23 protein-coding genes are annotated in these 26702 nt (G+C 36.0%); 16 read left to right on the top strand and 7 right to left on the bottom strand.

Going from position 1 to position 26702, the window contains the following annotated elements; translation table 11 throughout:
* Positions 1 to 12: 12 nt before the first annotated feature.
* The 3 genes from ACQCV8_RS14620 to ACQCV8_RS14610 are packed head-to-tail and all read left to right on the top strand — an operon-like array spanning position 13 to position 4677.
* Positions 13 to 852, top strand: a complete 840-nt coding sequence (locus ACQCV8_RS14620; RefSeq protein ID WP_426845561.1) for a TnsA endonuclease N-terminal domain-containing protein — start codon at positions 13 to 15, stop codon at positions 850 to 852.
* Positions 849 to 3005, top strand: a complete 2157-nt coding sequence (locus ACQCV8_RS14615; protein ID WP_426845559.1) for a Mu transposase C-terminal domain-containing protein — start codon at positions 849 to 851, stop codon at positions 3003 to 3005. The genes ACQCV8_RS14620 and ACQCV8_RS14615 overlap by 4 nt, the downstream gene beginning before the upstream one ends.
* The gene (locus ACQCV8_RS14610) at positions 2980 to 4677 is read left to right on the top strand and encodes an ATP-binding protein (RefSeq protein WP_426845557.1); all 1698 of its coding nucleotides are present in this window, start codon (positions 2980 to 2982) and stop codon (positions 4675 to 4677) included. The genes ACQCV8_RS14615 and ACQCV8_RS14610 overlap by 26 nt, the downstream gene beginning before the upstream one ends.
* A gap of 258 nt (positions 4678 to 4935) precedes the next feature.
* Here the strand turns inward: ACQCV8_RS14610 and ACQCV8_RS14605 are convergent, their stop codons facing one another.
* The 3 genes from ACQCV8_RS14605 to ACQCV8_RS14595 form a co-directional block, all read right to left on the bottom strand.
* The gene (locus ACQCV8_RS14605; protein ID WP_426845555.1) at positions 4936 to 5235 is read right to left on the bottom strand and encodes a putative quinol monooxygenase; all 300 of its coding nucleotides are present in this window, start codon (positions 5233 to 5235) and stop codon (positions 4936 to 4938) included.
* A gap of 74 nt (positions 5236 to 5309) precedes the next feature.
* On the bottom strand, positions 5310 to 5975 hold the full coding sequence (locus ACQCV8_RS14600) for a type 1 glutamine amidotransferase domain-containing protein (RefSeq protein WP_426845553.1): 666 nt from the start codon (positions 5973 to 5975) through the stop codon (positions 5310 to 5312).
* A 16-nt stretch (positions 5976 to 5991) separates the two neighbouring features.
* Positions 5992 to 7422, bottom strand: coding sequence for an NAD-dependent succinate-semialdehyde dehydrogenase (locus tag ACQCV8_RS14595; protein WP_426845551.1), 1431 nt, complete (start codon positions 7420 to 7422; stop codon positions 5992 to 5994).
* A gap of 140 nt (positions 7423 to 7562) precedes the next feature.
* On the opposite strand from ACQCV8_RS14595, the gene ACQCV8_RS14590 reads away from it, so the two are divergent.
* From ACQCV8_RS14590 to ACQCV8_RS14565, 6 genes are all read left to right on the top strand, one after another.
* Positions 7563 to 8405, top strand: a complete 843-nt coding sequence (locus ACQCV8_RS14590; RefSeq protein WP_426845549.1) for a LysR family transcriptional regulator — start codon at positions 7563 to 7565, stop codon at positions 8403 to 8405.
* Positions 8406 to 8905: 500 nt separating this feature from the next.
* A complete protein-coding gene (locus tag ACQCV8_RS14585; RefSeq protein ID WP_426845547.1) occupies positions 8906 to 9337 on the top strand; it encodes a DMT family transporter in 432 nt (143 codons plus the stop codon).
* Positions 9338 to 9350: 13 nt separating this feature from the next.
* Positions 9351 to 9836: a DMT family transporter gene (locus ACQCV8_RS14580; protein ID WP_426845545.1), complete on the top strand. Its 486-nt coding sequence runs from the start codon at positions 9351 to 9353 to the stop codon at positions 9834 to 9836.
* Complete coding sequence (locus tag ACQCV8_RS14575) at positions 9833 to 11143, top strand: lysine N(6)-hydroxylase/L-ornithine N(5)-oxygenase family protein (RefSeq protein WP_426845543.1); 1311 nt, start codon at positions 9833 to 9835, stop codon at positions 11141 to 11143. The genes ACQCV8_RS14580 and ACQCV8_RS14575 overlap by 4 nt, the downstream gene beginning before the upstream one ends.
* 5 nt (positions 11144 to 11148) lie before the next feature.
* A complete protein-coding gene (locus tag ACQCV8_RS14570; protein WP_426845541.1) occupies positions 11149 to 11550 on the top strand; it encodes a MerR family transcriptional regulator in 402 nt (133 codons plus the stop codon).
* Positions 11551 to 11646: 96 nt separating this feature from the next.
* On the top strand, positions 11647 to 12813 hold the full coding sequence (locus ACQCV8_RS14565; protein ID WP_426845539.1) for an iron-containing alcohol dehydrogenase: 1167 nt from the start codon (positions 11647 to 11649) through the stop codon (positions 12811 to 12813).
* A gap of 103 nt (positions 12814 to 12916) precedes the next feature.
* Here ACQCV8_RS14565 and ACQCV8_RS14560 read toward each other — a convergent pair whose 3' ends face one another.
* On the bottom strand, positions 12917 to 14080 hold the full coding sequence (locus ACQCV8_RS14560; RefSeq protein WP_426845537.1) for an iron-containing alcohol dehydrogenase: 1164 nt from the start codon (positions 14078 to 14080) through the stop codon (positions 12917 to 12919).
* Positions 14081 to 14336: 256 nt separating this feature from the next.
* Here ACQCV8_RS14560 and ACQCV8_RS14555 point away from each other — a divergent pair, with 256 nt between their 5' ends.
* From ACQCV8_RS14555 to ACQCV8_RS14535, 5 genes are all read left to right on the top strand, one after another.
* Positions 14337 to 16196 carry a TnsD family transposase gene (locus ACQCV8_RS14555; protein ID WP_426845583.1) on the top strand — a complete coding sequence of 620 codons (1860 nt, stop codon included), beginning with the start codon at positions 14337 to 14339 and terminating at the stop codon, positions 16194 to 16196.
* Positions 16177 to 17706, top strand: a complete 1530-nt coding sequence (locus ACQCV8_RS14550; protein WP_426845535.1) for a Tn7-like element transposition protein TnsE — start codon at positions 16177 to 16179, stop codon at positions 17704 to 17706. Before ACQCV8_RS14555 ends, ACQCV8_RS14550 begins: the two co-directional genes overlap by 20 nt.
* A 103-nt stretch (positions 17707 to 17809) precedes the next feature.
* A complete protein-coding gene (locus tag ACQCV8_RS14545; protein WP_426845533.1) occupies positions 17810 to 18640 on the top strand; it encodes an abortive infection family protein in 831 nt (276 codons plus the stop codon).
* Between the two features lie 45 nt (positions 18641 to 18685).
* Positions 18686 to 20464, top strand: a complete 1779-nt coding sequence (locus ACQCV8_RS14540) for an ATP-dependent nuclease (RefSeq protein WP_426845531.1) — start codon at positions 18686 to 18688, stop codon at positions 20462 to 20464.
* Complete coding sequence (locus tag ACQCV8_RS14535; RefSeq protein ID WP_426845529.1) at positions 20448 to 22070, top strand: UvrD-helicase domain-containing protein; 1623 nt, start codon at positions 20448 to 20450, stop codon at positions 22068 to 22070. The genes ACQCV8_RS14540 and ACQCV8_RS14535 overlap by 17 nt, the downstream gene beginning before the upstream one ends.
* A 708-nt stretch (positions 22071 to 22778) precedes the next feature.
* On the opposite strand, the gene ACQCV8_RS14530 is transcribed toward ACQCV8_RS14535, so the two are convergent.
* Together ACQCV8_RS14530 and ACQCV8_RS14525 are read right to left on the bottom strand one after the other, a co-directional pair.
* Positions 22779 to 22988, bottom strand: coding sequence for a helix-turn-helix domain-containing protein (locus ACQCV8_RS14530; protein ID WP_155113881.1), 210 nt, complete (start codon positions 22986 to 22988; stop codon positions 22779 to 22781).
* Between the two features lie 9 nt (positions 22989 to 22997).
* Positions 22998 to 23474, bottom strand: coding sequence for a DUF2975 domain-containing protein (locus ACQCV8_RS14525; protein ID WP_426845527.1), 477 nt, complete (start codon positions 23472 to 23474; stop codon positions 22998 to 23000).
* A 682-nt stretch (positions 23475 to 24156) separates the two neighbouring features.
* Here ACQCV8_RS14525 and ACQCV8_RS14520 point away from each other — a divergent pair.
* Complete coding sequence (locus ACQCV8_RS14520; RefSeq protein ID WP_426845525.1) at positions 24157 to 24579, top strand: YbaN family protein; 423 nt, start codon at positions 24157 to 24159, stop codon at positions 24577 to 24579.
* A 293-nt stretch (positions 24580 to 24872) separates the two neighbouring features.
* Positions 24873 to 25052 (top strand): hypothetical protein, encoded by a 180-nt coding sequence (locus tag ACQCV8_RS14515; RefSeq protein WP_426845523.1) that lies wholly within the window; start codon positions 24873 to 24875, stop codon positions 25050 to 25052.
* A 93-nt stretch (positions 25053 to 25145) separates the two neighbouring features.
* Here ACQCV8_RS14515 and ACQCV8_RS14510 read toward each other — a convergent pair whose 3' ends face one another.
* The gene (locus ACQCV8_RS14510; RefSeq protein ID WP_426845522.1) at positions 25146 to 26441 is read right to left on the bottom strand and encodes a DUF5068 domain-containing protein; all 1296 of its coding nucleotides are present in this window, start codon (positions 26439 to 26441) and stop codon (positions 25146 to 25148) included.
* Positions 26442 to 26702 lie beyond the last annotated feature (261 nt).

Here is a 26702-nt window from a genome sequence, read left to right as displayed (position 1 = left end):
GGGGGTGATGATATGTCCAAACGTAAACGTTCACCATCAACTGATAAGAAGCTAAAAGACGGTCGTGGACAGGGGTTGGGAATAGAATATAAACCATGGGTTAAGATTCAGGATGTACCGTCTCTAGGTCGTGCAACACGTCTAAAAGGCATTAAAATACCAAGACAATTTGAGTTTCTGTCAGACTTGGAGCGAAACTACTTTTACTTATTGGAATTCTCCGACAGGGTATTTGATATACGAGAACAGTATCCATTATTGCCGATTGAAGAAACTATAGTCATTGCTGATGAATTAGGTATTAAACATCCAACAGATCCTAAAACAGGTGAACCAATTGTGATGACAACTGACTTTTTAGTTACTATCAGTAATAATCAGCAACATCAATACTTAGCCCGAACTTTGAAATACAAAGATGAGTTAATGAATGAACGAATATTGGAAAAGTTTGAAATTGAACGAGTTTATTGGGAAAGACAAGATATTAACTGGGGCATTGTTACCGAATTAGAAATCCCGAAAGCGATGGCACATAACATTGCATTCTTTCACGGCTATTCGGATCTATCTGTTTTAGAAGGATTTGGAGATTTGACAGCATATGATATAGAAGATATGAGTGTTTATTTTATTAGTAAATTGTTAACCCAAGATCATACAGTGAAACAGATTGCTAAAGAATTTGAAAAAGATTTCGGCATGGTTGTTGGTTGTGGTCTTTCGCTATTTAAGTATTTAATCGCAACGAAAGCTATTGAAGTGGATATATTAGAAAAATTAGAAGTAAATCAAATTCAGCAAATTAAAACAGTGCGAAAAGATTATTCAGATAAGGTGAGGGTGATATGATTTTTTTTAATCAAGTGTATCAATATACAGATATAGAAGAAAAGAATCGTATTCGTGTTATAACTATTGAAAATCCAATTGTCTATTTTGTAGATTTACTTGGAAATACGTCGATGCCAAAAAAAATCTTACTATCTGATATTGAAACGGAACTTCAAAGTGGTTTAATAATTCCAATTCCAGACCCATTTTTGAATAGTAATGCTGATAAGGATTTAACAGAAAAGCAAATTAAAAAGCGTGATGAAGACTGGGAAATTGTCTTTGAAGGCTGGATTAAATTCAAAGATGCACTACTTAACAAAAAAGAACGGGATGCAATATTTGAACAAATTGCACAGCAGCATAGAATCACAAAAATTAAGGTGAAGCGAATTTTCACACGTTTTTGGCAACGTGGATTAAATAAGAACGCACTTCTTCCTGATTATATGTATTCAGGTGGTAAAGGTAAGGAACGTCTTTTATCTACGGAATATAAAGTTGGACGCCCAAGGTTGTATACGTCCACTGAGAAAGGCATTAATATTACGGAAGATGTTAAAAAGCAGTTTGATTATGTAGTAAGAAAATATTATCGAAAAAAAGAGCAATTATCATTAACTAATACCTATGAATATTTGTTAAGAGAATTTTACTCAGACAAGTATTATGAGGGTAACCAGCTAAAGTATAAGATTTGGGATGGCTCTAGAATACCTACATATCATCAGTTTTACTATTGGTTTAAGAAGCTAGAAGACCGGAAACTTGATTTTCAGTTACGCTATAGCCATAAAGAGTTCGAATTAAAGCATAGGCCGATTTTAAGTCATTCATCTTTAGAGACGGATGGACCAGGGACGCGATTCCAAATTGATGCAACTATTGCTGATGTATATTTGGTAAGTTCATTTGATAGGCAATTGATTATAGGTCGTCCAATTGTTTATGGAGTCATTGATGTATATTCACGCTTAATAACAGGTATTTATGTTGGTTTAGAAGGTCCTTCTTGGGTTGGTGCCATGATGGCTTTAGATAATATGGTGACAAATAAGGTGGATTTTTGTTCGAAATATGACATTGCGATTGAGGGAGGACAATGGCCAGCGCATCACTTACCTGAAATAATTATTGCAGACCGAGGCGAGTTTGAAGGGTATTCTGTGGAAAGCTTAATTAACAATTTTAATATAAAAATTGAAAATACGTCTCCGTATCGTGGAGATTTAAAAGGAATTATTGAACGACAATTCCGTACAATTAATGGGAAAATAAAACGCAAAGCACCAGGTGCTATTCAAAAAGAATATCGTGAACGGGGAGACCGAGACTATCGTTTAGATGCAAGTTTGAACCTTGAGGAATTCACGAAAATTATCATTCATCTTATGCTACATCATAATCAGAAAATCATAAATCAATATCCATTAGAAAAAGAGATGATTGCAGAGCAACTAACAGCATCCCCTATTCACTTATGGAATTGGGGCATCACAAATAAAAAAGGTAGTTTACAAATAGTAAGTAATCAAACGATCTTGAGATTAAATCTATTACCTAAAGGAAAGGCCCGTATTACAAGAGCTGGGATTAAGTTTAAGGGCTTAGCATATGGTTCTGAAAAAGCTTTAAATGAGCAATGGTACTTGAAAATGAAAAATCAAAGTATCGAGGTTGTTTTTGATCCACGTTCAATGGATCGAATTTATATTCCACATGCGGGTGGGCGCAGTTTTGATACATGTTATTTATTAGATACAAGTGTGCAATACAAAGGGGATTTCCTGGAAGAGATTGAATTTTACCAGCAACTTTTACAAGAAACTAAGACTCAGGAAACCAATAAACAAATCGAAAGTACAATTAATGCAGATGTAGCAATTGAATCAATTATAAAGAAGGCAGTAAAGCAGAAAAAAGAAACACCTGTCCACTCAATAAGCAAGGTTGAAAAGTTGAAAAACATCAGAGCGAATAGACAGGCTGAAAAACTGCTGAATAGGGAACAGGAAAAGTTTGATTTAGGAGTTGATCCAAAACCTAAGCCTGCAAAAATTGTTGAATTTACAATGTTAGAAACGGAAGCGTCATCTATAAAGAAGTCTGGTTCACGTTTAATGGAAAAACTTAAGAAGAAGCGAGATGAGGAGTTTGGTAAAGATAAATGATCTTGTTCTTAAAGGTGATTTTGAAGAAGCAAATTATAAAAATCAGGCCTTATCTGAGTATCACAATAATCCTTTTATTGAAGCGCTTCCTCCAATTTTTGATGAAGATGATGTTTTAGAACGCTTTATGGTGACACCTCGTATTACGATGCAAGATAAACAAAGTACAACGAATATTCGTTACCATGTTTTGAAACGTATAAAAAATTTTATTCAGCCATTGCCAATTCATTTTGAGGTAGAACGAAGACTATCTACATTAATTCGAAGAGGTTATTTAGCTAGGAATCCTTTAGATAAAACATTTTTGGAGCGTATTCGAGTGTTGCACCAATTGCGAGAAGATGAAGATGATTCACATAAATTTATTGATGAGCGCCTTAATTATATTCGTTCAACAGCAGATAGCTTATCGATTATTGGTATTTCAGGTATTGGGAAAACTACCGCAATAGAGCGCTTATTACTTATGTATCCGCAAGTCATTAAGCATGATATGTATAAAGAATTGCTATTTAACCGAACACAAATTGTTTGGTTGAAAATTGACTGTCCATATGATGGAAGTTTATCAACACTATGTAAAAGCTTTTTTAAAGCAATTGATGACTTGTTAGGAACACGTTATTTAGAAAAGTTCGGTTATTTAAATCGTGTTACTTCAACGATGTTGTTACATATGACTTCTTTAGCAAGCATGTACGGAATTGGTGTCCTTGTCATTGATGAAATACAGCATCTTTTACACTCGAAAAATGACCAAGAGGATATGCTGAATTTTTTCGTGACTCTATCCAATACAGTAGGTATTCCAACAGTAATAATTGGTACGGCGAAGGCGCAGCGATTATTTAAAGGGAATTTCCGTCAAGCTCGTCGTGCTGCAAGTGATGGTGCGATTATTTGGGATCGGATGGATGAAACTAGTGAAGAATGGGAGTTCTTCTTAGAAACATTGTGGGAACTCCAATGTGTAAAAACACGTTCCGAACTTACTGATGATGTAAAAAAGGCATTTTATGATGAATGCCAGGGAATAACTTCTGTTGCAGTATGTTTATTTATTCTCGCTCAAGAACGAGCAATGTTTGACGAGGATAATGCTAATGAAATCATTAATGCCAAAGTAATCAAAAAAACTGCTAAAATAGATATGCAAATCATTCAGCCTACGATGAAAGCAATCCGAATTAACAATTTTCAAGAAATGATGAAATATGAGGACATCATGATTAATTTAGATGAATTGATGCTCAATCACAAGCGTGATACAGAGCTTGAAGGACGAATTCGTAAAGGTTTTAAAGAACGGCAGCATACTTTAGATTATAAAAGGCGAGATCTGATTGAAAGCTTAAGTGTGGAAATCTCCTCATTAGGAATTTTCAATAATTTAAATGTAATTGACATAAAAAATCTAGTCACAAAAATAATTGGGAATAATTCAATCGAGACAGATTTTAATTTATTAAAAACTGATGCAATTCAACAGGCAATTGCACTAAATCAACAAAAGAACGTGAAGAAAGAGCCTAAGATAGAGAAGAAAGAATCATTGCCTTTGTTAGCACTAAGAACAAAAGCAGTGGAAAAAAAGCAACACCCATATGAATTATTAAAAACTAAAAATTATATAAAACAACCCTTAAAAGAATATTTCTTTAATTGTTAGTTATTGGAATACCTCCAACATTTTCACGTAAAACACACGATAATACATTTTTCCGCAAAAACCGGTACCCTTACTCTAAGGGTACCGGTACTGGATTTTTATCAATTCTAAGTTCTTGGGGAGTTGAGTCCCGTCATTCTTTTTTAAAAAATACTCACCAAAAAAATTAATATGCTCCCACCTTAATGAGGAAATATGTGTTATCATCTGTTCATAATCCTACTCTTGGAAAATAAAAAGTTGTAAAGAATTTCGAACTTAATAACTGCTTTTCACCAATTTTAGTCGATGCACTTCTCTACTTTCCAATAGCTCTTCTGCTCGGTGACGATAGTATTGATAATGGTCCGAATCAATGTGAGCGTTCAAAGCTGTTTCATTCGCCCAAATTTCGTATAATACAAATTGATTTGGGTCATCCGTGGATTGATGCAGATCATATTGGATGCATCCCTCTTCTTCACGGGAAGGCCGAAGGACAGTTTTTAAGGTCTTCTCCAAATCACTTTCACGTCCTGCTTTTGCTTTTAATACTGCTGTAATTACAATCTGTTCCAACGTTTCTTCCTCCTAACCATTTTCATATTCGGAAAAGTCCTAAAAGTCAAAGGACTTATTGGTGGTATAAGAATTTATTTGCTCAACAGTTTTACAACTTCACGTGCAGCAGATTCAGTAGATTGTGGGTTTTGGCCTGTTACTAATTTGCCATCTACTTCCACATGATCAGTCCAATTATCTTTAACGATAACATTCGCACCCAGTTCACGAAGACGGGTTTCAAGCAGGAACGGCATGAAACGGTCTAACGTTGTTTCGCGCTCTTCCTCGTCTGTGAATGTAGCAATTGTTTTTCCATCAACTAATGGTTTTCCGTTTGACAGGGTTACTCCCACTAACCCTGCTGGACCGTGACATACAGCTGCCACGACTTTGTCTGATTCGTATAGGCCACGGATGATAGCGTGAAGCGTTGTGTTGTCTGGAAGGTCAAACATTGTTCCGTGACCGCCAGGCATGAAAATTCCGTCGAATTTTGAAATATCTCCAACTTCTTCAAGTTTAATTGTATTTTCCAGATGCTTGGAAGTTTCAAGAATCTCTTGTGCCACTTTATCTTCAAGACTGCGGTCATCTACAGGTGCTTTGCCGCCTTTAGGACTTGCGACTGTTACTTCATATCCATGTTTTTTAAATTCTACATAGGCTTCACCAAATTCTGATAACCATAAACCTGTTTTATGTCCTTCTTTCATTTCGTCTGCTGTGGTAACGACCATTAGCATATGTTTTGTCATTTCTAATTCCTCCATTTTAGTTGATATTTCCTACCGATATATATTTCCATTCCAAGAAACCTTCTATTCCTGCTTTTCCACCCTCACGCCCAGTTCCACTGTCTTTGACTCCTCCAAATGGTGCCTGTGCTGCTGAAGGCAAACCATCATTAAGACCAATCACTCCATAATCAAGTTTTTCTGCGATATTAACTGCCTCATTTAGGTCCTGCGTAAACACATATGCAGCAAGACCATATGGAGTGTGATTGGCGCGGCGGACAGCTTCTTCTATCGTAGTAAAGGTGGATATAGGAGCTACGGGACCGAACGTCTCTTCTTTCATACAAAGCATGTCATCTTTAGCATTTTTAAGTACAGTCGGTTCAAAGAAAAATCCGGGCTTTTGTGAAGAGGGACTTCCCCCTGCAAGTACTTCTGCTCCTTTTTGAACAGCGTCATCCACATGTTCTTTTACTTTTGCTAATGCCTTCCTGTTAATTAATGGTCCCACCTGCACTCCATCATTTAACCCGTTTCCAGTCTTCATTTCTTTGACCTTCTCGGCAAATCTTGAAGCGAACTCCTCCACAATGGCTTCTTGGACTAGGAACCGGTTCGCCGCTACACATGCCTGGCCTCCGTTACGGAACTTCGCCTGCATGGCGCCTTCCAAAGCCACGTCAAGATTGGCATTATTGGTTACAATGAATGGTGCCTGTCCGCCAAGCTCCAAGGAAAGTTTCTTCAACGTATCTGCACTTTGCTTCATAAGTAATTTTCCTACGGGTGTTGAACCGGTAAAGGTTAGTTTGCGTACCCGGGGATCCTGTTGCCAAGCTCCAACGATTTCTTTTGCATCACCTGTTAAAATATTGATAACGCCATCCGGAATACCTGCACGACTTGCCAGTTCTACTAGTTTCAAAGCTGTAAATGGAGTCTCTTCTGAAGGTTTTAATACAACTGTGCATCCTGCTGCCAGTGCAGGGGCTAGTTTTCGTGTAATCATGGCTGCTGGGAAGTTCCATGGTGTGACGGCTGCCACTACTCCAACAGGAACCCGCTGAACCATTAACCGTTTCTCTCTTGATGAAGCCGGGATCATTTCACCGTAATTTCGCTTCGCTTCTTCCGCATACCAAACAACGTATTGGTTGGCATAATTAACTTCACTAAGTGCTTCTTGGAATGGCTTACCTTGTTCTAATGTCATTGTCTGTGCCAAAGTTGTCCGATTTTCTTCTATTAATCGGGACCATTCGAGGAGTAGCGCACTTCGTTCATATACCGTTTTTCCTGACCACATTTTGAACGCTTCGGTTGCAGCATCTACAGCTCGAGTTGCCTCTGAACATCCTGATAACGGTACAACACCCAGTAATTCTTCTGAGGCAGGATTCCAAACAGAAATTTTATCGTTTGTAGTAAACCACTCTCCGTTAATCACATTTTTCTCAATTAACATGCAATCACTCCCTTCTCTATTTTGAATGTTTGAAAACACCGCATTTGTTTTTGGTACATCATTAGGTTATCATCTGAGTAAAAATGATGGTACTTCCACTAAGTTAGGTGGTCATAACCAAACGTTATGGAGAGAAAACGATGAGGATCGAATGGATTGAAGCCTTCCTGGCCACAGTTGAAACAGAAAGCTTTACGAAAGCAAGCGAACACTTGAATATGACACAGCCTGCACTTAGTAAACAAATCAGAAATTTAGAAGCGGATGTTGGGAGTGAATTGTTTGCCCGATCTACAATCGGGGTGACTTTGACAAAGGTCGGCGAGCAACTCTTACCCACTGCAAAGACTATCCATAATGAATGGAACGAAGTAAAGAAAGCCATTGCTATTAAACAAGGGCTGAAAGGCATTACCATCGGGGCATGGCCCAGTGTAGCAACCTCCTACTTACCGAAAAAGCTTGCTTTTACTAACCGCTCAGACTACAGTTTAAAAATTTCCCACAGCTATGTGGATTTACTGAATTTATTAAAAGAAGGAAAAATTGATGTCGCGCTCTTTGATAACACTGGAATCGACCAGCCATTCTTCTCTACTCCCCTTTTCTCAGAAGGTTTCCGCCTTTATGTCCATAAGGACCATACCATTTTTAGAGAACGGGAAAAAGTCCATTTTGAAGATATAAAAGATGAAGAATTTTTGATGCTCCTAGAAACATGCGATGCCAGGAGACTTATTGAAAAAGAATTCGAAAATCGCGGGGCGAAACTAAACATATCTTCGGAAATTGAATTTGGACACAGTATCCTCGGCTTCATAGAAGCGAATATCGGCATTTCCATCCTGCCAGACATTTTCGCCGAAAGAATTTCTTCTGATTTACGGGCAATTCCGATAGAAAACTTTGATGTAAAGCGAAAGGTGACCATCATTGCTCGAGATGAAAAAGTTGGAAGAAAGGTCTTAGCAATGGTTAGATAATGATTTGCCATCAGGAACTTGATGAATTTTCCGAATTTTTCCAACCTATTGCAGACTAAAAACACAGTGATCTCTGTGTTTTTTGATTGAAAAATTTTTATTCCATATTGTCAGGCTAATTGAGGAAAGAGGAAAGGATAAACCTATATCCATCACACCGCTGTTGATTTCTATATAAGACTTGTCCCTGAATGAGTTATATTCAGGGACAAATTATGGATAAGTCTTCATTTTGCTCTACAATAAAAAGCCAGAACCTACATAGCACTTTATATATTTATCATAAAAATCCGAACTGATTCGATGTTTCGCATAATTCGAATAACAGTTCGGATTTTCTTTGGCTTAACATTTTTCTCCAGCCTGCTTTATACATCTCAAAAAACTTACTAATATTTTCCTTAAATAAACCCGAATCATATACCTTGCCTTAGAGTTATATCTAACCTATAAACTAACTCAAGTAATAGCAGAAATACAAGACAAGGAGGATAAAAACTATGAAGAAAAGCATGTATTATGTGATTGCTCTAGCTGCTGGAATGGCATTGAGTATTGAAGGTGCAATATACAGTGAGTTAGGTAAGGTTATCGGAAAGTTCGAGAGCAGTTTTTATAACTTTTTCGTTGGAAGCATCATCTTGTTTATGATTGTTCTCTTTTTTGGAAAAGGGCAAATGAACCAGGTGTTAAAAGTACCAAAATGGTATCTGCTAGGTGGATTGTTTTGTGTTATCTACTTAACGGTTCTTGTTTATGCCATTCCAAAGGTGGGAGTTGGGATATCCATGATCTCTGCAGTTATTGGACAGATTGTAGCCAGTATGATGCTAGAGCATTTCGAATGGCTTGGAAGTCCTAAGAAAAGAATGACTAGAAATCGTACAATTGCGGTTAGCTGTATGATGGTTGCACTCTATTTCATTTATTAAAAGGAGGATTAACATGAGTTTAATCATGGTCTTACTAACATTCGCAGGTGGTTATATATTGAGTGCTCAATCCTCAATCAACGGAAAAATGAGTCCCAGGATTGGTACGCTAGAAACAACTTTTGTAACTTTTATGACCGGAGCATTATTTCTTTCGGTTTGGCTCCTGTTCTTTGGCCAAGGAAATCTATTGGCGCTTTCACAAGCTCCTAAATGGCAGTTATCAGGTGTGTTCTTTGGAACAGGATACTTATTCTTAACCATATTAACGGTACCGAAAATAGGCGTCGCAGTAACAAATATTACAGCAATTGTAGGTCAAATTGGAGCAGGATTTGTCATAGATCAGTTCGGATTATTTGGTGCTGATATTATTTCGTTTAGTTGGTCGAAGGGCGTAGGATTACTATTTATGCTGATTGCCCTAGTCTTCATTTTTAAGGATGAGCACCCTAATAAAATGAACCGAAATTTAAAATTTGAGGTGGGTAAAAAATGAAATATGATGTTATTGGAATAGGACTTGGTCCTTCCAACCTAGGCTTGGCAGCTCTTTTAGATGAGAATACAGATATTGATGCCCTATTCTTCGAAGAAAAAGAAACGTTCAGCTGGCATCCAGGTCTTTTACTTGAAGAAACCACTCTGCAAGTTCCATTTATGGCAGATTTAGTAACAATGGCGAATCCTAAAAGTGAGTATACCTTTCTGAATTATTTAAAGATGACAGGAAAACTTTATCTCTTCTTCTCTTACAATGAATTTACCATCCCAAGATTGGAATATAATGATTATTTATCCTGGGTAGCTAGCCAGTTAGGAAATACTCAATTCAGTTCTAAAGTGGTTAATGTTGAGTTGGATGAGGAAGGCTATATTGTAACGGTCTATGACTCCAAAATGAAAATAGAAAAACAATATTATTCTCATCATGTAGTCCTTGGAACAGGTCAAAAACCAAATATTCCGGTTACTATAAACGATGAATGGCAAAATCGTGTCTTTCCAGCGTTGGGATATTCATTTAAAAGAGGAGAACTATTGAACTTAGACCATATTACGGTGGTGGGATCAGGTCAAAGTGCAGCGGAAATTTTCCTTGATCTTTTGAATCATCAGCCAAACCATGCCTATACAATTGAATGGTTAACCCGATCTCCGGCATTGAGAGAGTTGGAAACAACGAAATTTCGTCTGGAGATGTTTACTCCTTCATATGTTAAGTACTTTGAGGAGCTACCACTTGAAAAACGGAAACAAGGTCTTTCTTACTTTTATCAATTGAGAAATGGGATTAATCCAAAGACTTTAGATGACATATACCGTAAACTCTATCATCGCTCTCTTTCATCAAGTGATTCACAGGCAAACATCCGTCTTCATACAGAATTAACATCGATAGAAGAGGGATTTAACTTGAATGTAAAACATCTTGAAGAAGAAAAAAATTTCAGTATACAAACCGATGCCGTTGTTCTAGCTACAGGGGTCAAACCATATATCCCTGAATGGTTTCATAACAACTTTGCTCATTTAATTGAATGGGATAATGAAGAGCACTTTAAAGTTGAAAATAATTATTCTCTATCTTTCAAAGAGCACACACCCTATCGTTTTTTTGCATTAACTGATCTTGATCAATCACATGGGACGGCTTCCACGAATCTAAAGCTCTCTGTGTACCGGAATCAATTGATCATTAATACACTAGTAGGTTTCGAATTATTTAAAATTGAAGATAAAACATCTTTCCAAACTTTTTCATCAATTAAGCAACATGCTCTTGAACCATCAATAGGGAGGTAATTTAGATGTCTTTTACAATTAAGCAAGCTTCACAGAAAGTCGGAATGAGTCCCCACACCATTCGTTTTTACGAAAAGCAAGGATTACTTCCTTTACTAAAGAGAAATGATACAGGCTATCGGTCATTTACAAATCATGATATTGAGTGGCTGGATTTTATTTCTTGTTTGCGTAAAACCGATATTCCAATAACAGAATTAAAAAAGATTATGGACCTGACACTGGAAGGAAATCATACCATTCAAGAGAGAAAACATATTCTATTAACACATAGAGAAGAAATGTTGGAAAAACAACGGGAGTTAGACCTTGCTTTTAAAAAAATCGAAAAAAAATTACGATATTTCGATGATCTAGAAAAAAGAGAGCAGGCGGGCAGCGAAGATCCTTCGCTTCTATGTGAATAATAGAATCAAGTCACTTGCTTTAGATTCAGCTCTAAAGTGTAAGATAAAAAAGATTTCAGCTGAGCTGATATACACAACTTTTATGGAGGGATAAGAATGGATAATTTCCAATATGTAAATCCGACGAAATTAATATTTGGTAAGGACCAAGTAAAGAATGCACTTACAAAAGAAGTAGAGTATTATGGAACACGGGTGCTTTTAGTTTATGGAAGTGGGAGCATCAAGAAAAACGGACTATATGAAGAAGTTCTGAAACAATTGAATCAAATTAATAATGTCCAAATTGTCGAACTTGCAGGGGTAGAACCTAACCCACGACTTTCTACTGTTCAAAAAGGCATTAGACTAATTAAAGAAAACCAGCTTGACTTTATCCTAGCTGTCGGTGGGGGGAGTGTCATTGACTGTGCGAAAGCAATTTCTGTTGGCGCTCATTATGATGGGAATGTGTGGGACATTGTGATCGGTAAGGCTACTCCCTCTTCTTCTCTTCCACTGGGGACCATCTTGACCATGGCAGCTACCGGTTCAGAAATGAACGGTAACTCTGTTATTACCAATTGGGATGAAAAAGATAAAAGGGCATTCAGCTCTATTCACACATATCCTAAATTTAGTATTCTTGATCCCCAGAATACATTCTCTGTACCCATGGATCAAACTGTTTACGGAATCGTTGACTTAATGTCGCATGTGTTGGAGCAGTATTTCCATATTTCCGAAAATGCTCCCATTCAAGAACGTTTTGGAGAATCCATTTTAAAAACGACGATAGAAGTAGCGCCTAAACTTCTTAACGATCTCCAATCTTACGCTCACCGAGAGGTCATCATGCTGAACGCAACATTTGCTCTCAACAAGATTCTTACAATGGGTGTCAAAACTGACTGGGCCTCTCACATGATGGAACATGCTGTTTCTGCTGTTCATGACATTCCACATGGAGGAGGACTCGCTATCCTCTTCCCACATTGGATGGAATACGTCTCTGAAACAAAGCCTGAAAAAGTCGCACAGTTAGGTATAAGAGTGTTTGATCTTGATGCGACTACAGAAACTACGAAATTGGCGAAAGAAACGATTCAACAATTTAGAGAGTTCTGGAAATCTATTGGAGCACCTACTAGACTGTCCGACTATGGTATCGACAGTAAAGAAATTGATCTTATGGTCGAGCGATCCATTGTAAATGAAACAATCGGAAACTATGTATCCTTAGCCAAGGATGATGTAAGACAAATTCTAGAGCGTGCTTTGTAACAGGGGTAAGCAAAAAGGAGTTAACCGGTTATTTTGGGTTAACTCCTTTTATTTTAATTAAAGCAATCAACTTGCAAATTTTAATGTAATCGAATGCATACCTTTATATACTTGCATGTAAAATACTCAACACATCTTCTTTAGTTAGCTTCTTAAAATAACCAATATCACCAAATTGAGTGGCTTCATCCGCCATACGTTCAAAATGCGAATGGTCAATTCCAACTTCTGAAAGTGTAGCGGGAGCCCCAATTCGTGTAAAGTAATCTCTAGTAGCTTGAATACCTTCCAGCGCAATTTCATCATCCGATTTGTCTACAGAATCTATACTCCATACTCGAACAGCGTATTGAACAAACTTCTCAACCCGTTCTTGATAAACATGCTTCATCCAATTTGGGAACAAGATCGCCAAACCCTCTCCATGAGGTAGGTCATAAATAGCACTAACTTCATGTTCTATAACATGAGTGGCCCAATCAGCTTCTACTCCTGTTGGTAAAGTACCATTCATAGCATAAGTTCCTGCAAGAAGTAGATTTGCACGGGCATCATAGTCCTCGCCATTTTCAAGTGCTTTCTCCCCATTTTCAATAACCGTTTGTAGAATACCTTCTGCAAATCTCTCTTGCAGTGGTGTACTGGTAGTTTGACTAAAGTACTGTTCAAAAACATGGGACATGATATCAACAATGCCATTCACTGTTTGATTTCTTGGAACGGTAAAAGTAAGAGCTGGATCAATAATTGAAAATTCTGGATATAAAAGCTTGCTGCCCATCGTTCTTTTTTGATTTGTCTCCCAATTTGTAATGACGGATCCACCGTTCATCTCAGACCCTGTAGCAGCCAGGGTTAAAATCGTTCCAATCGGCAGAGCTTGAGTTATCGTTGCTTTTTGAATAGTAAAATCCCAAACGTCACCCGGATATAGGGCTCCTGCTGCTATTGCTTTAGCAGCATCAATGACACTGCCTCCACCAACAGCCAATATAAATTGTATATTTTTATCACGGCATATTTGAATTCCTTTATTTATGGTTGATAACCTAGGATTAGGCTCTATGCCAGCCAACTCTTCTATAGTAGCTCCTATGGAAGCAAGCTCTTGCTTTACTTGATTATATAAACCCGATTTTTTGATGCTACCTCCACCGTAAACTAGCAAAATGTTGTCGATATAAGGTGAAATCAGTTCTCCAAGTCGATTCACTTTCCCTTTGCCAAAAACAAGGCGAGTTGTGTTATAAAGTTGAAATCCGTTCATTTGTCTTGCCTCCTGAATAATGTGTATTTACCTAAGTAGTTAATCAATATCAATTTTAAAGGTTAGAGTTAAGTTGAAAGCAAGAACTTCGTCGCTCTTCAAAAAAGGGAAGAAGGCCTACTTTTTATTTTAGGTGAGGTTTCCCTTGCCTTATACAAGCAACAGTCATTGCTAAATTAAATATTCGTTTAATGTCTAAAACCCTAATTGAATTGACAGGATATTAACAAGTCAATTAGTAGGGGGACATTAAGTGATGCTACCGTTCTTTACAAATCCATACCCAGATGAATTAATGTATTCAGCGATTTCACGTTATCACTTTTATAATGGCAATCATGATTGTAAAGATACGTTAGAAGAGATGTTTGGCAATCGTTCCGTGATACCGAGTTTAGAGATTGGGAGCCATTTTTCTGTTTTGGCGCAAAAGTTAGGATCTCATTATTCAATTAAAGATCTATTAGCTAATCATACAATTTATCCTTACTATGATATGTTTTTTTCTAATCTACGGCAGCAGGAAATTTTACAAGATGTTGTCGGAGATGGTAAAGGTCTTTACGCAAGGTTAGGAATGGTGGCTGGAAGTATCTGTAGGAAAAATGATATGTATTATTGTGCTGAATGTGCTAAAACAGATATAGATTGGTATGGTGAGCTATATATCCATCGAGAGCATCAGCTACAAGGAGTTGTTTATTGCCCGCATCATGAATTGCCTTTAAAGAAATATCCAATAACACCGAATGTAACGAGTCGAATCAAATTTATAAGATTTGAAATAGGAAAGATCGATTTAACATATAAATACGAGGTTGACCCTCATGCAGAAATCAATATCTATTTAGCAAAACAAGCATATAAACTATTGCAGCAACCATTGCAAACATTATCACTACAAGATGTTACGATGAAATATCGTGGTTTATTAAGAAATTTAAATTTGGTTACCACTTCCAATCGGATTCGACAAAAGGAGCTTTACGAGAGATTTGAACAGAAGTTACCTTCTGCTTTTCTAGAGCGATTTGAAAGTGTGTTGGATGTTACAGATGAATACAATTGGTTAAAAATGATTACAAGAAACATTAAGAGGCACGTGCACCCTTTTCGACATCTATTAATGTTATACGTGTTAGAGAAAGATGTGGATGATTTTATAGGCTTAAAAGCAGATAGAGGTCCTTTTGGCAAAGGGCCCTTCCCATGTTTGAATCGTGCGGCTGTGCATTATAAAAAGTCAGTTATTCCAATTGTTAAAGTAACCAGAGATTTTAAAACAAATGCCCCAATTGGTACTTTTACTTGCTCTTGCGGATTTATCTATGCGCGAAAAGGGCCTGACCATTCAGTAAAAGACCAATTTCGTATAGGTAGAGTAAAGCAATTTGGTCATGTATGGCACGAAAAATTAAAGCGATTATCAAAAGGAGGGGTAAGTATAAGAACAATTGCTAGAGAGCTAGGAGTCGATTTTAAAACAATTAAAAGGAAATTATCGGAAGGTGTCGAAATTAGTAAAAAAGAGCAAGTAGTAAATCAGGCGTTAATGGAAGAATATAAACAAAATATTTCGGATATAATGAATCAATTTCCTCGCCTCTCCCGTTCTTCCTTGAGAGAGAAATGTAAAAAACAGTATATTTTTTTATACCGCCATGATAAAGACTGGTTAATGAATAAATTACCTTTTAATAAAAAAAAACTGGAACCTACCAAGGTAGTTGATTGGGTTAAGCGTGATAAAGAATATGCAGCTAATATAATAAAGCAACATTGTGAATTATTAGAGCTAGAAAAGCCTATCCGTATTACAATGTCATTAATCGGTAAAAGACTTGGTATTTTAGCGAAGTTAGAGAGACATTTGGATGAGTTACCAAGAACTAAAAAACTACTTTCAGAGATTACAGAACCTGTTCAGCAATTTCAAATTCGACGTTGCTGCATAGTGATTGACAACATGTGGCTAGAAGATCAACCCCTTCAGTTGTGGAAAGTCCAGCGAATTGCAGCTGTGAAATCGCATCATTTCCATGAAATTAAACCACAACTTGAGTCATACATAAAGCGTAAGCAGGATGTGCCAAACGATGAGCAAACAACAAGTTAAGTTAAAACATTGGCCTTTTAAAGATGGAGAACGAGTACAATTAATATGGATTAGTTCGCCTTTTTCACACGATAAGAAAATCATGAATCATGCTTATTTCAGAGCTAAAGGCAGAACAGAAAAGCTTTTGGTTGATTGGGGTACATTACCAGCTTTAGCGATTCAACATTATTATATGAACGGTGATGTTAGTAAAAGTATCGCGCCAGAAGGAACAAGGGAAATTGAAATGACTATTTATCCAAGTGCTGTAGGCTATTTCGAGAAAGAATGGAGCATTTACGGCACAAGTGATAAAGATATGTCACGTAGCTTTATCGTTTCTTTTAATAATAAAAACTATATTCTCCCGTTAATCGAAGTCGTACGAAGTATTTTAGCACCAAATCGTTTTTTACTTTATCGACTGTTTGAAACAAACTCATTTCCACAATATTTTCTTGAGCAGACAGACGCGAATAAAATTCATTTAGATTTTTCATCGCTGTATCATCGCAAATATACCAAAGACAGTTTTCTCTTTCAATTAATTTGGTTACTTTCAAATCAAGGTTTAAGAAAAGTCTTTGAAAACGTAGCCTACTCATTTATCAATACAGGGATCGTAAAGTTTGATTGGTTATTTCCAGAGCCAATTACAATTAAAGCCATTGTTAAACCAAGTTTAAATGGTGGAACAATCCTTAGAATCACCAATGTCAAGAACAAGCAAATTCCATATAATGAAATTTCATTTTCACATCCTGAAATTGTACAAACTGAAAGATCAGGAGAAGCTAAAAAGTATACGCTACATAGAAAAAGTAGTAATAGAAGCAATCAAAATGAATTAACGCTTGATGAAGCAGTTGAAGGTGCAACAGATAATTTTGATTTGATTGAAATGAATAATCAAGTTCATGAGTATATAAAGCTACCGAAAGTTACAAAAATACGTAGAAATTCAAATAAGCAGCGTGACTTTGAAGATGAAACTACGAAGAAACATTTTGTTAATGATCAAGGTATAAGAGCTACTTCAGATGTTGGTGGTAGTAAGGTTGTTAGAGGATTAGAAAACGAATCACTTTATGATATCCAAGTACAAGGTGAATTAGGAGAGTTTATTAATGTTCTTAAGGTATTAGATAATTACCCTGAAGTACAGTCAGTAAAATTGATACAAGGGAGGTTAAAAGAGTTTTCTGACACGAAACGATTTGTTTATTTAAGGGATGGTGTTAAGGAGAGAAAGTATGTGATTGCTGAGATTGAGTTATTTCCAAATAATGTAGTCAGTGTAATTGAAGCAGAGCGTGAAGATAGAGCTTTATCAACTTTAATATGTTTTTTTAATAATCAACAAGGTAATCGTTATTATTATCAACAGATTTTAAGCGGATTAATAGAAAGTAATGGAACATGGGATAAAGAACGGCTGCAATTTTTGAAAACAGATTTTCTGACTCTGAGACATGGGAAGAATGATATCCAACATAGAGCGAGACTTATACTAAGTAAACTGTGTTAATTGTCTTCTTATTCAATTTGGAAGAATTAGACCTACTGATGTTATATAGTGTTGGTTTTACTATAAATACCCCGATTTTTTTATTAAAGGGAGAAAAATACACATGAGGAAAATACCATTAAATGATGAAATTGCAGTTGCGATTTCGCAAGTAGTTGACGATGCTTTAGTAGTAACTCGTAAACCCAGTCATGGAGACCTTGATAACATCATCCTTCGTAACAAAATTGATAAAGGTGATCCGAAGTTAAATGGCCAAAATACTAATGTTGGTAAAGCAAAAAGGGTGAGTGCGGTATTGAATTGGGCATTGGAACACGATCAAGAAGTTGGAGAAATTTTTCTTAACTCCCTTCTATCTCTAATCAGAGGACATGGAGGATTTCGGGAAGATTCTCCTAACTTTGTCGGTCATGAATCCATTAGGAACCTACAAAGCTCGTTAAAAGCTGAGGGGGTCATATTATCAAGTGATGGAGTGGTCACACCGGTTGTATTGGAAAACTTATCTGATTTAGAAATGGAAGAAGCGTTAGCGAGTTATATTCGTCGTGCTAAAAAAGGTGCGTCAGATGCAGCATTGTTAACGGGGACTAGTAAAGACCTGTTAGAAGCCGTTGCCGCACATGTTATCACGAGGTTGTTAGGAAAGTATCAGCAAAGTAATTTCCCAACGTTATTGGGACTTGCCTTTCATCTTTTAGGGTTGTCTACCGCCAATACAAAAGGCAATAAGGATATAACATCTCGTTTGGAAATAAGCATGTACGAGCTAGGATGTTCGGTAAACAATTTGCGAAATAAGCAAGGAACGGGGCATGGACGGCCCTTCTTACCTACGGTAACTTATATAGAAGCTAAAGCTGCTATTGAGAGTATGGGGTTAATCTCCGAATTTTTATTAAGTAAGTTAAAAGAAAAAATTAGGCATTAAGTGGTATCCGTAAGATTATAAACTGGAAAAGGATGACTTTAGAGAATGAAAATAGAATGGATAAAAATAAAAGGATTTAGAAATTTTGATAATGAAAAAATCAATTTTGCAGAACAAACTTTAATAATTGGGGCTAATGATGTTGGGAAAACTAACTTAATATATGCATTACGTCTTCTTTTTGATCGTAGTTTAAGTGATAGAGATTTGGATTTATTTAATAGTGATTATAATGTGTATACTAAGTCAGATTCTATTGAGATCACAGTGAAAATTGTAGACGTTAGGGAGGACTGCTTAGTAACTGTATTTAAAGGAGATTTGAATGAGGCAACTGTTTATATACAATATAAAAATTCAAAAAGTAGTGATTATAGTATTCTCTCAGGAGCAACAGAAGAAACTTTAGAAGAAAAAAATTCTCGATTTTATATTAAGCGTTTAAATATGGAGTATGTAAATACAAACCGTAATTTAGACTCTTTTATGAAAAGGGAAAAAACCCAAATTTTAGAAGACGCTAAATTAATATTATCAGAAGAACAAACCCAATCAGATGAGCAATCTGTTCTTAAAATTAAGCGTAATTTAGAACTTGTAAATAAAAGAGTGGACCGTTTAAATTATATTCAAGAATCTTTAACTAAAGTAAATGATGAATTAGGTTCACTAGCTGTACATAATGAAGGTAAATTATTAACTTATAAGAACATTAATTCTGATGTTACGAGAATGTTAGATAACTTAGAATTAACATATAGTACAGATGAAGGCGCTTTAACTTTAGGTGGTGATGGTAGAAATAATCAAATCTTTTTAGCTACCTGGGTTTCTAAACAAAAAAACACAAGTTCTTTAGAGAAAGTAACTTTTTATGCTATAGAAGAACCAGAGGCACATTTACATCCACAGCAACAGCGTAAACTCTCTAGTTATTTATTGGAAAAATTTGAAGAGCAAGTTTTTATTTCAACGCACTCTCCGTATATTGCAACAGAGTTTAAACCAGATAGGATTGTCAAACTATATTCTAAAGGCAAATCTACTAAAGCTGCAAAAGGTGGATGTAGCGAAGAATTAAAAATGAACTTTAACGATTTTGGTTATAGACTAGATGCTATTACATCCGATGTATTTTTTGTAAATGCAGTATTTCTAGTAGAAGGACCTTCTGAAAAGCTGTTCTATACAGCTTTAGCTAAACAATTAGATATTGATTTAGATAGGTTGAATGTGTCAATTATATCTGTTAACGGTGTAGGATTTAAACCATATATAAAAATTTGTTTGGCTTTAGACATTCCATTTGTATTAAGAACAGATAACGATATTTTTAATAAAACAAAAAAAATTGAAACTAAGAACGTCGAGTTTTCTTTCCAAGCTGGCATATCACGGGTTATGGGAATTTATACAGAACTTCTACAAACAGATAATAATCGAGAGTTAATCGAATATTGGAAAGCGCATCATTTAAAGAATGAATGGCTAAAAACCAGGCAGCAGCCACAAGTAGCTAAAGATCTTGCGATTCATATTATTAATGAAGTAGAAAAAGACAATATATATATTTCACAAGTTGATTTGGAGAATGACTTAGCCAACAGTAGTTTATTTAGTTCACTAAAAAAGTTCTATAATACTAGAGCAATAAAAAGCACTGTAGGTAAGATGCAAGAGGCAAAGGCCGAGAATATGTTGAAATTTTTAAAAGCTCATTTCGATGAGTTAAAATGTTTAATAGATGATAAAATTTCAGAACCACTTAAACAAATAAAAAATACAGCTGAAAAGGTTGTTAATGAGAATGAAGAAAGTAACTAAACCTACTTCTGAACAATTCAGAATTATTGAAGAACAGGGGAATTTAGTAGCGACTGCTAAACCAGGTAGTGGTAAAACATTTACTATTGTAGAAAAGATAATTGATATTTCGAAAAGTTTGTTAAGTTATCAAGGTGTTATAGCTATTTCATTTACAAGAAAAGCAAGCCAGGAGCTAGAGCAACGTTACAAAAGAAAGAGTATTACAAGTAATTTTCACTTTTTTGGTACTATAGATAAATTTTATATTTCCGAAATCATTATCCCTTTTTCAAGACTTTTATTTGGCAAAGGAGAGCCGTTAAAAGTTAAAGATTCAATAGACGATTACCCTAAATTTAAAGATTTAAAAAGGTTGAAAGAAGATAGAACTGATAAAGAAATTTTTGAACTACTAGAGGAATCGCTCCAAGAAGGTTTGATATTCTTAGAGATTAGTGGTGAAACAGCCTTATTTATTTTAAATAAAGTACCTCAGTGTTTAATATACCTTAATGCTAGATATACCCATATTTTTATTGATGAATATCAAGATTGTGGGGAGATTCAACATGAAATATTCTTGAAGCTAGTTAATAACGGTATTATAGGAATAGCTGTTGGAGATTTAGACCAAGCGATTTACGCATTCAGTGATAGATACTCAAAATATTTATTATCTTTGATCGGTGATAATGATTTTACTCATTTAGAAATTACGCGTAACCACAGATGTCATAAAACAATATCAGATTATTCATTAGAATTAATGGGTGTAAAGAGGGAGCACATAGAACAAAATAAGAGAGTATTTAAGGTTAATGTTACTGGAACAGACGAACAAATTATCTATGCTATTGAAAATAATCTAGAGGAAATAAAAGCGAAATTTAATATAAGTAAAAATAGTGATTTTGCGATTTTATGTCGAGGAAATGGTACTGCTAGAAGAGCTGCTAAATTTTTATCCGTAAATAATAAATTATTTGTAGACACACCCTTAGATAAAATTAATGGTAATTGGGCAACTTTATTTAATGAGATATTAATCTCCTATTATTTATATAAACTTAATAAGATTACTGTTCTGGATTTTGTAAGTAAGTATATAAATGAAGAGTTATATTATAAAGATTTTAGAAAAGGACTAGAATTAATAAATACCTTATTTAGCCTAGAGGATAGTCATTTAGAAAAAAATATAAAGGTTTTTATTAAGATAGCCCAGATAATCTATCCCGAACAAAAAGATGAAAGAATAATTCATTTGCTTAAAGAAATTTTAAAAAGCGAAGAAGCATTATATAGCTTCAAACCTGCAACAGAAAACGAAATAAATATTATGACGTTACATAAGTCTAAAGGTTTAGAATTTAAATGTGTATTTTTAATGGATTTATATAAATGGATATTACCTCCAGAAGGTGATTGGGTATCTGATGAAGACTATATACAAGCGTTAAATTTACACTATGTTGGGGTTACTAGGGCAATAGAAGCTTGTTACATTATGCAAGGAACTATGAGATATAATGAATCGCGTGCAAGATATTTCGAGGCTATTGAATCGCCTTTTTTATCTAGACACAATACACAAAATTTACGTGAAGAATTAAATTGGTATTGAATATAAATATAAAAATTGAATTGTGTTAGAAAGGAAAAGTTTTATTCTCTAATAAAAGTGTTAAGTTTTAATCAATCTTTTTTATAAAATCTTTCATAATCTAAAAATGAAACCCATACATTTTGGTCAATCTTTGTTTTAAACACGTGGGTTTCATCCGTTACAAAATCAACCTTTTTAGCCATCTTTTAATCAAACTTTATTTCAAATCTACACTCTTTTGTCTGCGGACAACTCAGGCGCACCATAAAACCCAGTAAATAAGTTAGAAGTAAGAATTGTTTTTTTAATAAAGCCCATCTTCAAAAATGAAGATGGGCTTTATTTATATAAAAAATATAAATAGAACAATAGATATGAGCAGTTTGTGTTAAAAAGGTCAGTTTCTATAATAGAAAACATTTAAAGGATGGTGCAGAAGCAAATTCATACTCAGATACCAAATATAACTCATTTAAGACCTAGATATGACTATGATTCTTAATGAGGCCTTGCTAGATAAACAGCAAATAGAATCAGAATTACTCCCAGCACTATGAAAAACCTGTATAAAAAGGTACGTTTCCTGCGAGAAACACCAAGAATGGTAAAGAATAGGCCAAGTATGAATGACATGATCATGATATAGAATCCCATTTTATTCATTCCTTTCGAGACGCAGTTGGTTCATCTGATAGAATTCTCCAAGCCATTTCCCTTCATAACTGTTCAATCTTCACTTCTATATTCAAGAATATCACCAGGCTGACATTCCAAAGCCTTGCATATTGCTTCTAAAGTGGAAAACCTGATGGCTTTTGCCTTTCCGTTTTTCAATATAGAAAGGTTAGACATTGTGATTCCAACTTTCTCCGTTAGTTCTGATACACTCATTTTTCTTTTAGCAAGCATTACATCAATGTTAATGATTATCGCCATATTAGCACCTCATACCGTTAACTCATTTTCCGATTTCATTTCAATTGCGCGTCTTAAAAGTTCTTGGAGAATGGCAGAAAAAACGGCAATCACAAGTGAAGAAAAAATGATGACCAGCCCAACAAGGGCGAGCCCGGGGTGTAAAACATTTAGTACGGCCAGCAAAACTATCCCTATTATATATAAAACGATAATGGCTATCGCGCAATTCCTTATATATCCCAGAGATCGTACTGATAAATCGGTAAAGGCATCCTTACCTTTTATATAATTTAAAATTTTTAAGGCTTGGTACAAAGCCAGGAAAAATGGTATGGCTGTTAGATATAATCCCATCAGAAGCGGCATTTTCAAATAAGCATACTCAGGGTTCGTCACTGCAGTCTCTCTCGCCAGGTTCGGTAAGAAAAATATACATAATGAAAGTATGGTAAGACCGATGATAAAGATCGTTCCTTTTAAAAAAGTGGTTTTATGTGGTTTCACAAGCAGTCCCTCCTCCATTTTTTGTTAATTATAGTGTATTATTTGTTGTTTATCAATAAATATTTATTATTTATTATTGAATTCTTGTTGTTAATGCAAATCCTTTATTAATATGAGAAGAAAAATAGCCGTCACGCTTGAAAGCGGGGAAGTCGATGTTCTATGATCAGCATAGCTATTCGGCTGGACTTGTTATGAATCCGGAGTAGAATTTGCTTGAAACGATGAAGAAGGATTTTACTGTTTCGATTAAGAGAATGTAGCAGAGGAAAGCAAAACAGTTTATTCTATATACCTTTAGATTAGCAGTGAGCAGTTGAATCAATCCTAAAGAGAATTGATTTGAAAACAAAGGAATGGATTATAGCGGTCTAATGAAGTTATTTTATAGCCAAACGAACGGATCTAAAGTGACCGAATCGATCTGCGTTTTTTATGAGAATCAGATGCAGCTCTCCTTTTTAAAGTCGTACCAGCAAAATTAAGTCATTCCTTGGCAAGAATCTAATCCGAACGAGTCTCTAAGATTCGTTCTTTTTTTAGTTTCTGAAACAAAAGGACTGGCATAAACATATAAAGTCACTGAATTTCCATATTTTTAACCATGTATAAGCTTTGGAGGATTCGGCTTTCTTTGATAAAGTGAAGACAGGGAATATGATTAAACGGCAGGGGAGATCACATGAACGCTATTAAAATGTTAAAAACCATCCTGTTGGTTTCAATCGGATCGGTCGCCCTCGTTATCGGGATTGCAGGAACGTTCCTGCCTGTTCTGCCAGGCGGCCCGTTTTATTTACTTGCGGCTTTCTGCTTTGCGAAGAGTTCGAAGAGGGTGGACCGGTGGTTTAAAAACACCTGGGTTTATAAAAAATATGTGTTGGCCTTCCTGCAGAAAAGAGGGATGAAGCGGGCCGAGAAAATCAGGATTAATCTGATCGCAGATAGTTTTATTCTTGCTTCGGTTCTATATGTGAATATCCTTGTCGTGCAAATTGTTCTCGTTATTCTCGCTCTCTATAAACATTATTATTTCATATATAAGATTAAGACGATTCATCCGAATACTGAGGAAAGCATGGATTCTAAGAGTACCGGAACTTGATGGTGAAATATGCCGAGGAACGTTAAAGAGCAGTGGGAAGCCTCTTTCACCATTAAGGTAAAGAGGTTTTTTAAATGGAGAAACGTGAAGCTGTGAATAACAAAAACGGAGTGCTCCATTTTTAAACAAACGTTTGAATAAAAGAGGGGACGTATTCAGCGCAGCATCCCTGTATGAACGCCAGCTTTAACAAAGCCGGATGGGCGAAAGGGGATTCGTTTACATCTATACAGTTCCAGCGGGCAAGGGGTAAAGAGAAATAGAAGAATACCGCTAAAGGAGTTGAATACAAAGTGAAAACGATCACGGTTTTGACAGCTGTCATCATCATTATGCACACCATGACTTTAATAAACGTTACGATTTTTGATGGGCAATTGAATGGGTTTGTCATCATGTTCTCGAATGTTTTGTTCTTCATTGGCGTAGCTGCTTACAGCAGAGAATTCATAGCGAATAGAAAACGTCATTAATAGCGGCTGGTATTCCTTCCGTCCTAAAGAAATATCCAACTAGTAAAAACCCCCTTTAGAACGTTTGAAACGCTCCAAAGGGGGGATCGCTATTTACCTTGGCAGTGAGAATGTAGCCGTCTTTTCATTAAATAGGTACTCTTTCCCTCCAAAGAAGGGTCCGACTTCCATATCAAATTTCTTGTACAGTTCAAACTCATCTGCACGGAACAGGAAGACCGAGTACTTTTCTTTCTCTTCCCCTGGCTTTGCCTCTTGAGGGTCATCCGGTTCTGCGAATGGATTGTTTAACGAATAACCGCGGTCTTCATCTATGGTGACCTTAGATGATAGGTTATTGAGCTGAATGGTCTGGTCAGAATTGTTTTTTACCTTCATTTTGACTGTCAGCGCAACGAGCGGTTCCTCTCCGAATTGTTCTTCGTTTCCGGCTGTCGGCTTAACATTCGTATATTGGACGCCTTCAATGGTGATTTCTGCGTCTCCAACCTTTTCCGTTTTATTAATGCCTGTCTTTTCAAAAATCATTTCCTTGTCAGCCAGGTTGTTAACGGTCATTAAGTCAGGATAAAATTTTACATCTTTCTCAGATGCTGCAGCCTGATCATCACTGTAGGTGAATTCAAAAATCTTTTCCTCCATGAAAGTGGAAGCTCCGTTATAATCCTCACTTGGAGAAGCGGAAGACTCGATGACAAATTTCGGTTTAACTGAGTTCATCATTTCAAACTCTGCAGGACTCATCGCGAAAGTGACAAAACCAGAAGCCTTCTCCCCGTCTTCATATTTGTTCATAGTGCCGCTCTCTCCAGGCTTAAATCCTTTCGGACGCAGTCCCTCGCCGTCTTTAATAAAATTGCTCAGGCTTGAACTCACAAAGGTGAATTCATCTTGCAGGCGAATGTTGGCAGAGCCGCCATAAAAAACAGGCTTTCCAGACTGATTATCTACGGTTACTTGTGCGGTAATGACATATCCGGTCGGCGAATCATCAAATCGAATGGAAGTATTCTGATCCGCATCCGTCACCTTTACAATCTGGTATCCATCGAATGTTACTTTAAACCCGTTGCCTTCTGCTTCATAGCCGGGATCCGGGTTGGTGTATAAAACTTCCGCTTTACCGCCTGTGTCCTCTTCAATGTATGTATTCAGCATTTCCCCATCTTTTACTTCGGGCTCCGCTTCTTCAGCCGGCGCTTCTTCCGGAGTTTCTTCTGCTGGAGCTTCAGCTTCCTTGTTTTCTTCCGGTGCCGAAGCAGCAGCCTCTTCTGATTTAGGCTTTTCTTCTTTTTTTTCAGCAGAGGTTTCCTCTTTGTTCCCGCACGCACTCAGCAAAAGCGCGGTAGAAACCATAGTTGATAAAACGAATAATTTTGCAGTTGTCACATAAACCACTTCCCTTTCTTGTTTTACGTTTTTTTCCATATATAAGAATACTTTTCTTTAATTTCCTTATTTAGGATTTTTCAAACCTTTATTTTAAAATGCAGGCGAATATTCTTTTAAGGGCTATATATTTGTACAGCAATGACCTGGTAATGTTTGATTAACATAGAAAAAACATCCCGCAGGATGCTTTGATAGGATTTTAGAGTTTTGAAATAACGATTAGCGTAAAAAAACCTGATCTCCAATTGAGTCAGGCAG

The organism is Metabacillus sp. 84 (genome assembly GCF_050107715.1).
Classification (GTDB): domain Bacteria; phylum Bacillota; class Bacilli; order Bacillales; family Bacillaceae; genus Metabacillus_B.
This window is presented reverse-complemented; position numbering and strand designations above follow the sequence as displayed.